The organism is Mucilaginibacter sp. RCC_168, assembly GCF_041355315.1.
Classification (GTDB): domain Bacteria; phylum Bacteroidota; class Bacteroidia; order Sphingobacteriales; family Sphingobacteriaceae; genus Mucilaginibacter.
In genome coordinates, this window is sequence record NZ_JBFUPN010000041.1 from 23,209 (window position 1) to 35,807 (window position 12,599).

The window sequence follows — 12,599 nt, forward strand, 5'->3', positions numbered from 1 at the left end:
GCTCCTAACGGAGCATAACAACTTGTATACACACGGTAACCCCACGGAGGGTGCGCGTAGGGTTGTGTAGTATAGGGTGTTTATGAAGCAGCGGAACACACCCCTCCACCTTTCTCAAGAGTTTAAGTTAACCCATAAAATTCGCCAATCTAAAATTTCAACAGGAGGCGCCTACGGAGTTTTGGGCTATAAACACGTGGCCCCACCGGGGCTGACAGTGCGATTACACTATAATGGTGTACCCTGACCGCCATTCGGCCTCAGAGAGGCCTCCTGTTTATAGAAAAGTTTAAAGAAATTGGACTCCAGCGGAGTCTCCTGATCGTGAACATGCCTTCCATGTACTCTTTAGCTCTCATTTAGATTTTATGGGTTAACTTACTTTCTCAAGAGGGGAATCGCGCAGGCCCCTTGCGTCCCCGCCATCGCCTGTGTCCTCACAGGCGATTTGCTTTTACATTTGGAAACAATAAGTTGCCTGTGGGGACACAAGCAACGGGGAGAAAATCGCAGAGCCGACACACCGGTCCATCTCGGCCAGCTGGCGGATGGAAGGAGTGGCAAGCGCAGCGACATCGTGGGTCGATACACATCTCCGGAAATAAATTTTAACTTTGCTTTTGTATGATGATCAGTGCTGCAGCTCCATTTAATTTACTCGGGCAAAACCTGCTGTTACTCCCTCAAAAAGCGATTTATTGGGAGCAGCAAAAAGCTCTGATTATTGCCGATGTGCATTTGGGCAAGGTGGGGCATTTCCGCAAAGCGGGCATTGCTATTCCGCGGGATATGGAGCAAAGCGACCTGGCTACGCTATCAGACCTGATCCATGAATACCAGCCTCAAAAATTACTGTTCCTGGGCGATCTTTTCCATAGCGATATGAATAACGACTGGGACTGGTTTATCCTGTGGCGAAGTCAGTTCCCCGGTCTGCAAATCATCCTGATACGGGGCAACCATGATATTATACCAGACAAGCACTACCAGCAATTAGATATTGAACTGCATGACGAATTGCTGATGCACCCGTTTTTAATGCAGCACCACCCATGTGTTGATGAGCACCTGCAAAACGCGGAGGGCTACGTGTTTTGCGGACATCTACATCCGGGCGTTAACCTGAGCGGCCGCGGACGGCAATCCATCACATTGCCTTGTTTTGCCTTCGGCAGTAAACAGGCCGTATTGCCTTCGTTTGGTAAATTCACCGGCAAGGTGGCCATCCGCAATCAAAAAACCGACAGGATCTTCGCAGTTTTGAAAGACAAGGTGCTGGCGATTGATTAGACAATAGAGCGGGATGTGAGAGTGGGAGCGAGATTTAGAAATTAACCAAACTTATACAAGGCTAAAACTTTCCTCACGCATCATTGCTGTAAGGAACGAAGCAAAAGTCTCCTCTAAACGGCGAAGCCCTCATGTAATAATTTCTCCCAAAGGGGGGATCAAAAAACTTTCAAAGCCCTCTCCTTTGGAGAGGGTTGGGAGAGGCTTTTGCTTCGTACCTCAATGACGCATTTTCTTACATCCCCCCGCCCGATGAAGCTTATCTTACCTCTTGATTCTTAATTCCTGATTCTCCTCCTCCTGTGTAATTTGAATGTAATTTCTTAGATTGATTCTAAATAGACTTTTCACCGCCAATAAGCCGAAAGCATTTCTATCTTTTGGCATATAATAAATACTTTTGCCTAAAATAAATCTATTTCATAATGAGCGAATTCAAACAAACCTTTAACTCATCACTGGGAAAAAAGCTGATCATGGCTTTAACAGGCTTGTTTTTGTGTACTTTTTTAATTGTACACCTTGGGGGCAACCTGCTGTTGTTTAAGGACGATAATGGTTTTGGTTTTAATGTGTATGCAAACTTCCTGACACATTTCCCACCAATTGAGGTTATCGCGTGGCTCTTGTACGCGTCGATAGCGGTACATGCAGTATACGCGCTTATCTTAACGGTAAAAAACCGTAAGGCGCGTCCGGTTGGTTACGCCATAGCAGCAAAATCAGACGCTAGCTGGTCATCAAAAAACATGGGGCTGCTGGGTTCAATCCTGCTTGTATTTATTGTAATACACATGGGCGATTTCTGGTTCAAATACAAATACACCCATGAGGTGGGTTTTAAAGAATACCGTACCGACCTGGCTACAGATCAAACTACTGTATCGGATTATACACCGGTATCTGCCGATTTCAACCACTCTGTTTCTACCGAAAACAATGTAGAGATAGTAAGGGTAAAAGACTTGCATGCACGCGTAACACATACTTTTAGCAACATTTGGTATGTATTGATCTATGTAATTGCTATGGGTGCGTTATCATTCCACTTGCTGCATGGTTTCCAGAGCGCTTTCCGCACCCTTGGATGGGTACATCGTAAGTATACACCTATAGTATACGGCATTGGCGCATGGTTCTTCGCGGTTATTATACCCATAGGTTTTGCACTTATGCCGTTGTGGTATTACTATATAACCCACAGAGGGTAATTTAAGTTGATTAAGTTAAATGGTTGAGTTACATCAGCCACTCACTAATATAAATTATACGAGAAATGAGTTTAGATGCTAAAATTCCTCAAGGCCCATTAGCCGAAAAATGGAGCAAGCATAAATTTAACCTGAAGCTGGTTAACCCTGCCAACAAGCGTAAATACGATATTATTATTGTAGGTACCGGTTTAGCGGGCGCATCGGCCGCGGCTTCATTAGCCGAGCTGGGTTATAACGTAAAATCTTTTTGCTTTCAGGATAGTCCACGCCGCGCGCACTCTATTGCTGCGCAAGGTGGTATCAACGCGGCAAAAAACTATCAGAATGACGGCGACAGCGTTTACCGTTTATTCTATGATACCATTAAAGGTGGTGACTACCGTGCCCGTGAAGGAAACGTTTACCGTCTGGCCGAGGTATCTGTAAATATTATTGACCAGTGCGTGGCACAGGGCGTTCCTTTTGCCCGCGAATACGGCGGCTTGCTGGATAACCGTTCATTCGGTGGTTCGCAGGTATCGCGTACGTTTTATGCCCGCGGTCAAACCGGGCAACAATTGCTATTAGGCGCATACTCGGCATTAAACCGCCAGATACATGCCGGCAAAGTAAAAATGTATACCCGTACCGAAATGCTGGATGTGGTTGTTGTTGATGGCCATGCCAAAGGTATTGTTACCCGTAACATGCTTACCGGCGAAATTGAAACACATGCAGGTCACGCGGTATTGTTATGTACAGGCGGTTACAGCAACGTGTTCTACCTGTCGACCAACGCTATAGGTTCAAACGTAACAGCTGCCTGGAGGGCCCACAAACGCGGCGCTTTCTTTGGCAACCCATGCTATACCCAAATTCACCCAACCTGTATCCCGGTAACCGGCGATCATCAATCAAAATTAACGCTGATGTCTGAGTCGCTGCGTAACGACGGACGTGTTTGGGCACCTAAAACAGTCGAGCTTGCCGAGCAATTGCGCAAAGGCACCTTGAAAGCCGACCAGATTAAAGAAGAAGACCGTGATTATTTCCTGGAACGCAAATATCCGGCCTTCGGTAACCTTGTCCCGCGCGACGTGGCTTCACGTAACGCTAAGGAAATGGTAGAAGACGGTCGTGGTGTTGGCGGTTCTGGTTTTGCCGTATTCCTTGATTTTGCCGATGCCATCAAGCGCCTTGGCGAAGAAACCGTTAAGGCTAAGTATGGTAACTTGTTTGATATGTACATACAGATCACCGACGAGAACCCATACAAACAGCCGATGCGTATTTACCCGGCCGTACACTATACCATGGGCGGCCTGTGGGTTGATTATAACCTGATGACCACCATACCAGGTCTATATGCCTTGGGCGAGTGTAACTTCAGCGACCACGGCGCTAACCGCCTGGGTGCATCTGCACTGATGCAGGGATTATCCGATGGTTATTTTGTGATCCCTTATACGCTTGGCGATTACCTGGCTACCATTGGCCCTAAAAAGGTGGATACCAGTCACCCTGCTTTTGAGCAAACCAAAAAAGAGGTGATTGAGCACGTAAATAAACTATTAGCATTAAAAGGCACCAAAACGGTTAACGAATATCACCGCGAGCTTGGCCACATCATGTGGGAATATTGCGGTATGGCACGTACCGAAGAAGGCTTGAAAAAAGCCAAAGGCCTGATCCAGGCGCTGAAAGCTGATTTCTGGAAAAACGCCATTGTAACCGGTGAGAATGAAGAAGTAAATGCTTCTTTAGAACGTGCCGGTCGCATTGCCGACTTTATTGAATTGGGCGAACTGATGGTTGATGACGCTTTAATGCGTGAAGAATCATGCGGTGGCCACTTCAGGGTTGAGTCGCAGACACCAGATGGTGAAGCCAAACGTGATGATGAAAACTTTGCATTTGTTGCCGCCTGGGAATTTAAAGGCGAAAACCAACCAGAAGTACTGAACAAAGAGCCGCTGGTATTTGAATCGGTACATTTATCACAAAGGAATTACGCGTAAGATAGATTTGAGACGTGAGATATGAGATTTGAGATTACTGCATTTGTAAGTTTTTTCTCATATATAATTTAAACAAATAGAAAAAAGATGTTAGACAAAAGATTTAAAAGCACTTTAGATTCTTGTCTCATATCTAAAATCTCACATCTCATATCTAAACCATGCATAATTTAAAGGAATTGAAAATTTGGCAAAAAGCGATTGATCTGGCGGTAGAGGTTTATAAAGCAACCGCAAGTTACCCAACCGACGAAAGATTCGGACTAACAAGCCAGATCAGGCGTGCATCAGTTTCAATTTCTTCCAATATTGCAGAAGGGGCGGGTAGAAATTCAAAAAAGGAGTTTTGTAACTTTTTAGGTATAGCTAACGGTTCCGCTTATGAATTACAAACACAATTGGTTATATCAAATAAATTAAATTTATTACCAGATGATTTGTTGAATGACTTGCTTAAACAGATTGAAGAATTGCAAAAAATGAATTATGCATTTCAAAAGATGTTATTGAATTAGTAAACAAACAAAATGTCTCATATCTCAAATCTCATATCTCAAATCTAAATAGAATGAACGGAAATATGAACCTGACGCTTAAAGTATGGCGTCAAAAAAATGCGCAAACCGCGGGCAAATTCGTAACCTACAAGGCCGAAAACATTTCGCCTGATATGTCATTCCTGGAAATGCTCGACGTGGTGAACGAAAGTTTGACCCATAAAGGCGATGAGCCCATTAACTTTGATCATGATTGCCGCGAAGGTATTTGCGGTATGTGCTCACTATATATCAATGGCCACCCGCATGGCCCCAAAAGAGGTATTACCACTTGCCAGCTGCACATGCGTACTTTTCATGATGGCGAAACCATCACAATTGAGCCATGGCGCGCTTCGGCATTCCCTATCGTAAAAGATTTGGCTGTTGATCGTTCGGCGTTCGACCGTATTCAACAAGCAGGTGGTTATGTATCGGTAAACACCGGTGGGGTGCCTGATGGTAATGCGATAGCGATACCAAAGGTTATTGCAGACGAAGCTTTCAACTCGGCTACCTGTATCGGTTGCGGCGCCTGTGTTGCTGCCTGCAAGAATGCTTCAGCTATGCTTTTTGTATCGGCCAAGATTACGCAACTGGGCCTGTTACCGCAAGGTCAACCAGAGCGTTACCGTCGTGTACAATCTATGGTAGCGCAGATGGACGAAGAAGGTTTTGGTAGCTGCACCAATACCGGCGCCTGCGAAGCGGAATGTCCTAAAGAAATTAAGCTGACTAACATCGCACGTATGAATAACGATTATTTCAGCGCCAAACTGTTCCGCCAGGAAGAAATTCATGAGGAACAGCACGGTGGTTAATCCGCGATAGTGAATGATATAAAAAGGCTTTGGAGGTTTTCCAAAGCCTTTTTTGTTTTTTTCTGTGGTGCCATGCGGAGGCCCGTCGAAGCATGGTGGCTGGGCCTCTGCGCACGAGTCTTCGACAGGCTCAGACTGCCAGGGCCTATTTTACAACAACTTCAACCCTTCCAATTCCTTTTCCAACTGCCCGGCCGAGGTAAAATGTATACTTTTAATGCCTGCTTTTTCGGCGGCTACTATATTGCGGTAATTATCATCGATGAACAAGGCGTTTTGCGGATCAACATGGTAACGATCAAGCAGGATCTGGTAAAACTCAGGTGCAGGCTTTCGCATCTTCTCGACACCCGATACCACAATACCATCAAACCAGCTCAGGAAATCATAACGGGCCAAGGCCACCGGGAAAGTTTCAGCCGACCAGTTGGTGAGCGCATATATTTTGTATTTACCACTTATTTTCAGTCTTCTGAACAGCTCAACCGTATCATGGAAGGGCTCACCCAGCATTTCTTCCCAACGGTCATAAAACGCCCGGATATAGGCCTCGTGCTGCGGGTATTGGGCCACCAGTATATCAGTTCCTTCCCGTAGGGGCCGACCTGCATCCTGTTCTTCGTTCCAATCAGGGGTACAAACCGTTGCCAGGAAATCTTTCATTTCCTGCTCATCGGTAAACAGGGTACGGTACATGTAATGCGGGTTCCAATCTATCAAAACCGCACCCAGATCAAATATGATGGTATCGATCATTTCTTTTTATCGGAATGTTCGTAAACTTTAACATCGGTCACTACGGAATCTTTCAGGGAAAGGATCAGCTTTTTAACATAAGTAGTTTTACCTTTCTTGGTTATCTCATCAATATCATATACCATTTCGGTGGTATTGCTCAACTGCGGACGGTGCAACAGATGGATCACCTCCTGGTATTTTAAGCCCTTGAGTTTATAGTTTTTTAACAGGTCATTCAGCATTTTATCCCTGTTTGGAAATTCCAGACCATCGCCATAGTCCCAATTTTCACGATCAAATTTTATATTACGTTTACACGCCGCGAAAGACAGTACGATTAAACAGAATAGTAAGATTGTTTTTTTATTAATATTCATTGATCAAATATAGCATTAGAAGCTATTCAATAACAACTTTGTCATTCTGAGGAACGAAGAATCTATTAACAAACTATGCAAATCGGCTAACAGATGCTTCACTACGTTCAGCATGACAAAATGGAATGTTTACTTACTCAGCACCCAGCAAATACGCCTTAAAATCCGCAAAATCCTTACTCAGCGGCACAGCCAGTTTTGTTTTATGCTGCAGCTCTTTTACCTGCTCCGGTATTTCGATCTTAGCGCTTATGGCTTCGCTGAAAACATCCGGGAACTTGCAGGGGTGCGCTGTTGATAAGAACACGCCTGCGGTATCCACGCTACTATGATCATGCTGATAATCTGTTAGCGCCTGCCAGGCTATAGCGGTATGCGGGCAAACCACATAGCCATAAGTATCAAATACCCAGTTAATAGCTTTTAGGGTTTCTTCGTCGTTATATTTAAAGCCAACAACCAGCTTTTTTAACTCGTCCATGTCATCTTTAAACAGATCGGCTATGCGTACCCAGTTACTTGGGTTGCCTACATCCATAGCGTTGGACAGGGTAGCCACCGATGGTTTTGGCTGATAAACACCCGTTTTTAAAAACTCCGGAACGGTATCATTAGCATTGGTTGCAGCAATAAATTTTTCGACAGGCAAGCCCATTTTCCAGGCCAGTAAACCTGCTCCGATATTACCAAAGTTTCCGCTCGGTACCGAGAAGATCACTTTTTTAACACCTTGTCTTAACAACTGCGCGTAAGCATTAAAATAGTAAAAAGTTTGCGGTACCAGCCGGGCTATATTGATGGAATTGGCCGATGTTAAACGGAATTTCGCATTCAGCTCGGCATCAGTAAAAGCTTGTTTCACCAGGGCCTGGCAATCATCAAAGGTACCATCCACTTCCAGCGCACGGATGTTTTGGCCGTTGGTAGTTAATTGCTGCTCTTGCACACCGCTTACTTTGCCTTGCGGATATAATATGGTTACCCGCGTATTGGGTACACCCAAGAAACCCAATGCTACCGCGCCGCCGGTATCGCCGCTGGTAGCTACCAGTACATCCAGTTGTTTTTCGCCTTCTTCTAAAAAATAGCTCATCACCCGGCTCATGAAGCGTGCGCCAAAATCTTTAAAGGCCAGTGACGGGCCATGGAAAAGCTCCAGCACATGCACGTTATCATCCAGTTTTACAACGGGAGCAGGGAAGTTGATGGCATCATCGATCAGTGCTTTCAGATCAGCTTCCGGAATAGAATCGCCCAGGAGATTTTGCGCTACTTTAAATGCAATCTCGGGCAGGCTGTATTTATCCAGGTTATTAACAAAATCAGCGTCCAAACGAGGGATACTATAAGGCATATATAAACCTTTATCCTGCGGCATGCTGTTAAAAACCGCGTCTTTAAAAGATACTTCTGATAAGGTGTTGTTGGTACTATAGAGTTTCATTTTTGATTTATTTCTTCTCCGCGCGTCATTGCGAGGAACGAAGCAATCTCTTTAGGACATGCTTATTCGCTCTGTATATCGGGGATTGCTTCGTGCCTCGCAATGACGGCTGGGGTATTGTGCTTTTGATTTTTGAATTTTCAATTTGACTTAAAACCTCGCTATTACCTTCGGCCCGGCATCATTAATCGTGGATACATAAGTATTCGAGCCAATTTTCAATCCCGTTAAATGTTGCTGCAATTTTTGGGTAATGAGCGTGGCTGTTTCTTCGTCCCTGGTAAATGCAAAAACCGACGGCCCGGAGCCGGAGATGCCAAAGCTTACCGCGCCCATGCCCATAGCTATCTCGCGCATTTTATAAAAATCAGGTATAAGCATGGAACGTACCGGCTCAACCAGTACATCTTTCATACTGCGGCCTATCAGGTCAATATCCTGCATAAATAAACCGCTTACCAGGCCGGCAATATTGCCCCACTGGGTCACAGCATCCTTCATGTGGATGTTTTTACGGATGATCTGCCTAGCCTCACGGGTAGGTACATCTACATCCGGAAATACGATGGCGCAGTAAAGATTCTTGGGATGCGGCAGCCTTACCACGTCCAGCGGTTCATAACTGCGGATCAATACAAAGCCGCCAAACAGGGCAGGGGCAACGTTATCCGCATGACCCTGTCCGCAAGCCATTTCCTCGCCTTTCATAGCAAAAGGCAGCAGGTTTATCGGATCAGATTCATCACCCAATAAAGTTTTAATGGCAAACAAACCCGCCACTGTACTGGCCGAGCTTGAACCCAGCCCGCTGCCTATCGGCATTTTTTTGTGCAGTTCTATATCCAGCCCAACATCGGTGCGACCGATGCTCTGCAAATAATGCAGCACGCTTACGCTCACTGTATTCTTAGCAGGATCAAGTGGCAGGCGACCGTCATCGCCCGTAATTTTGCTGATGGTGATGCCCGGTTTGCCGGTCATACACATGATCACTTCATCGCCGGGCTCATTAACGGCAAAACCCAGCACGTCAAAACCGCAAACCACGTTGGCAACGGTGGCCGGGGCAAAAACGTGAATGCCCCCCCCGCCCCCTGAAGGGGGTGCTACTTGCGTGGGGGTTTTTAACTCTTCTATTTTATTTTCCATTTTCAATATCAAACTATTTAGCTTTTTAAAGCCAGACTTATCAAACTATAGTTCCCCCTTCAGGGGGTTAGGGGGTTCCTAATCAGCACCCATGTTAATTAAATCAGCAAACACACCGGCGGCGGTTACCTCTGCTCCCGCGCCAGGGCCTTTTACTACCAGCGGGCGTTCCCTGTACCTATCGGTAGTAAATGATATAATATTATCACTGCCCGATAGCATGTAGAACGGGTGGTTTTCATCAACCATTTGCAGGGTAATGGTTACTTTACCATCTTCCAGTTTACCTATATAGCGCAGTACCTTACCATCTTTTTCGGCCTGATCTTTTAGTTTGGCAAAATGAGCATCCTCAGTTTTTAGCGTGGCATAAAAATCATCTACCGATTTTGCTTCCAGGCTGGCTTTAGGCAGTACGCTTTCAATTTCTACATCGGCTTCTTCCATAGCGTAACCGGCATCACGGGCCAGGATCAGCATTTTGCGCATAAAATCCTTGCCGCTCAGGTCATCGCGCGGATCTGGTTCGGTATAGCCTTTTTCCTGTGCTTCCTTCACCACATCGTGGAAATTAGCATCGCCCTTAAAGTTATTAAAGATGAACGATATGGTGCCCGACAAAATAGCTTCGATGCGTTGTACCCGGTCGCCGCTGTTCATCAGGTTTTTCAGCGTGTTGATGATCGGCAGGCCAGCACCAACGTTGGTCTCATAAAAAAAGTCGACCCCATGACGGCGCGCGGTATCTTTAAATGTTTTGTATTGCTGATAGCTGCCGGAGTTCCCTATTTTATTACAGGTGATCACCGAGATATTGGCCTTAAACACCTGCTCATAAAAACCTATCGGCACCGGGCTGGCGGTATTATCAATAAATACGCAATTGGGCAGGTTCATTTCCTTCATTTTGCTGATGAAGCTCTGCAGATCGGCCTCATAAGGTGAAGCCTGCAGATCATCCTGCCAGGTATCCAGCGATATGCCATCACTGTTAAAAGTCATTTTACGGGTATTGCTTATGCCTGCTATTTTTACCTGTATACCGTTGTTATCTTTTAGATACTGGCTATGGGCATTCAGTTGGTTAAACAGTGTTTTGCCGATATTACCTGTACCCAGGCAAAAGGCATGCAGCGTTTTAGTGAGCTGCACAAAAAAGGCATCATGCACCGCATTCAAGGCTTTGGACAGGTCATTGGCTGAGATGATCACCGAGATATTATACTCCGACGAACCCTGCGCAATAGCCCTTACGTTAACCCCGTTACGGCCCAGCGCATGGAATAATTTGCCCGACATGCCCGGCGTTTGTTTCATGTTTTCGCCTACGATGGCCAATATGGCCAGGTTCTTTTCAATCACCAAATGCTCCAGCTTTTTGGCCGCCAGTTCCAGTTCGAATTCCTGTTCTATCACTTGTTTGGCGCGTTCGGTATCCTGAGGCTGTACCGCGAAGGTGATGCTATGTTCTGATGACGATTGGGTGATCAGTATCACGTTGATCTGCTCACGAGCCAGCAACGAAAACAACCGGCCGCTAAAGCCCGATTTACCCACCATACCGCTGCCTTCCAGGTTGAGGATGCTGATATTATTGATAGAGGAAATACCTTTGATGGGCAGGCTCGACGCCTTACAATCGTGACGGATCACCGTACCTTCAAATTCAGGTTCAAAAGTGTTTTTGATCACGATAGGGATCTTTTTAAGGAAAGCCGGGATCATGGTTGGCGGATAGATCACCTTGGCGCCAAAGTAGGAAAGCTCCATCGCTTCGGTATAGGTAAGCTCCGTTAAGGAGAATGCCTTTTTCACCATCCGCGGATCGGCGGTCATCATGCCATTAACATCTGTCCAGATCTGTATTTCCTTAGCATTAAGCGCCGAGCCAAATATAGCAGCAGTATAATCACTGCCGCCCCGGCCCAGAGTAGTGGTTTGCCCTGCATCGTTGCCTGCTATAAAACCGGTTACAATGAGCATTTTATCTTTATTGGCCTCGTACAGGTTACGGATCAGCATTTCGGATAGTTCGGTATTCACCTTGGCGTTTCCAAATGCGCTGTCGGTTTTAATCACTTCGGCAGCATCAACAAAAAGCACGTCTTTAAAATGTTGAGCTGCTATTTTGCTCACCATAATGGTGGAGCAGCGTTCGCCATAGCTCAGTATCTGGTCGCGGGTCTTGGGGGTCAGCTCGCGGAGGGTCAGTACCCCTTGCAGCAACTCTTCCAGCTGGTTAAAGTGAATTTTTAAACGGGTAAACGCCGGATTTTGGTTTTGCACATCCAGCAGGCTTTTCACCACATCAAAATGGCGTTTTTCCAGTTCGGCCAGGGCAGCGGTAAATTCGTTGCCATTGGCTGCGTCTTCGGCCATAGAAGCCAGCAGGTTGGTTACCCCGCCCATGGCAGATAATACGACTACCGGTTTTTCCGGATTTTTAAACTCATCGCCCAGGATGTTTAAAAGAGTTTGGATGCTTTTGATCGATCCTACGGATGTACCGCCAAATTTTAGAACTTTCATTTATGGTTTAGTATCAATAATATTTTATATCCCCTATTTGCCTCACCTAATCCTCTCCAAAGGAGAGGACTTCAATATTTATTTCCAGAACCCTCTCCTTCGGAGAGGGCAGGGTGAGGCTGTTAAACAAAAAAGCCTTCCTCTTTGCGGAGGAAGGCTTTCATTTGGTTTCTTTTTTTATGTTTTACACCATACGATTATCTTCCTCCGAGTTTTATGCCGGTGGTAATAATAATGGTAATAATGGTGCTGTTAAGTGTCATATATAATGTCCGTAAAGTAAGTAGATTAATCTTTAATTAGCAAGGATTATTTTATTTTTTATGAAAAAGCGAATAAAAAGGCTGATTTGTATCATAAAATTGCTTGAATGCTAAAAAACCGGATACTAATTGCTGGCTTTTACCATAATTTTTGAGCATTATACCAGGGCTGACGCATTAGGAATTTGATTTAGCGATTAATGAAAGTAGAAATTTGTGGTTCCAACCGGCCATTTTCCTT

10 protein-coding genes are annotated in these 12,599 nt (G+C 45.4%); 5 read left to right on the forward strand and 5 right to left on the reverse strand.

Features of this window, described 5'->3' with window-relative positions; genetic code table 11:
- Nucleotides 1–624 precede the first annotated feature (624 nt).
- The 5 genes from pdeM (at nt 625) to AB6735_RS27090 (ending at nt 5,858) form a co-directional block, all read left to right on the forward strand.
- A complete protein-coding gene (pdeM, locus tag AB6735_RS27070) occupies nt 625–1,290 on the forward strand; it encodes a ligase-associated DNA damage response endonuclease PdeM (protein ID WP_370999316.1) in 666 nt (221 codons plus the stop codon).
- A 425-nt stretch (nt 1,291–1,715) separates the two neighbouring features.
- A complete protein-coding gene (locus tag AB6735_RS27075; RefSeq protein WP_370999317.1) occupies nt 1,716–2,501 on the forward strand; it encodes a succinate dehydrogenase cytochrome b subunit in 786 nt (261 codons plus the stop codon).
- Between the two features lie 65 nt (nt 2,502–2,566).
- On the forward strand, nt 2,567–4,501 hold the full coding sequence (locus AB6735_RS27080) for a fumarate reductase/succinate dehydrogenase flavoprotein subunit (protein ID WP_370999318.1): 1,935 nt from the start codon (nt 2,567–2,569) through the stop codon (nt 4,499–4,501).
- Between the two features lie 161 nt (nt 4,502–4,662).
- The gene (locus AB6735_RS27085) at nt 4,663–5,016 is read left to right on the forward strand and encodes a four helix bundle protein (RefSeq protein WP_370999319.1); all 354 of its coding nucleotides are present in this window, start codon (nt 4,663–4,665) and stop codon (nt 5,014–5,016) included.
- A 53-nt stretch (nt 5,017–5,069) separates the two neighbouring features.
- On the forward strand, nt 5,070–5,858 hold the full coding sequence (locus tag AB6735_RS27090) for a succinate dehydrogenase/fumarate reductase iron-sulfur subunit (protein ID WP_370999320.1): 789 nt from the start codon (nt 5,070–5,072) through the stop codon (nt 5,856–5,858).
- 150 nt (nt 5,859–6,008) lie between these two features.
- On the opposite strand, the gene AB6735_RS27095 is transcribed toward AB6735_RS27090, so the two are convergent.
- From AB6735_RS27095 to thrA, 5 genes are all read right to left on the reverse strand, one after another.
- Nucleotides 6,009–6,614, reverse strand: coding sequence for an HAD family hydrolase (locus AB6735_RS27095; protein WP_370999321.1), 606 nt, complete (start codon nt 6,612–6,614; stop codon nt 6,009–6,011).
- A complete protein-coding gene (locus tag AB6735_RS27100; protein ID WP_370999322.1) occupies nt 6,611–6,973 on the reverse strand; it encodes a hypothetical protein in 363 nt (120 codons plus the stop codon). Before AB6735_RS27100 ends, AB6735_RS27095 begins: the two co-directional genes overlap by 4 nt.
- A 133-nt stretch (nt 6,974–7,106) precedes the next feature.
- Nucleotides 7,107–8,417: a threonine synthase gene (gene thrC / locus AB6735_RS27105; protein WP_370999323.1), complete on the reverse strand. Its 1,311-nt coding sequence runs from the start codon at nt 8,415–8,417 to the stop codon at nt 7,107–7,109.
- Nucleotides 8,418–8,567: 150 nt separating this feature from the next.
- Nucleotides 8,568–9,566, reverse strand: a complete 999-nt coding sequence (locus tag AB6735_RS27110) for a homoserine kinase (RefSeq protein ID WP_370999324.1) — start codon at nt 9,564–9,566, stop codon at nt 8,568–8,570.
- A gap of 78 nt (nt 9,567–9,644) precedes the next feature.
- A complete protein-coding gene (thrA, locus tag AB6735_RS27115) occupies nt 9,645–12,095 on the reverse strand; it encodes a bifunctional aspartate kinase/homoserine dehydrogenase I (RefSeq protein ID WP_370999325.1) in 2,451 nt (816 codons plus the stop codon).
- Between the last annotated feature and the right edge of the window lie 504 nt (nt 12,096–12,599).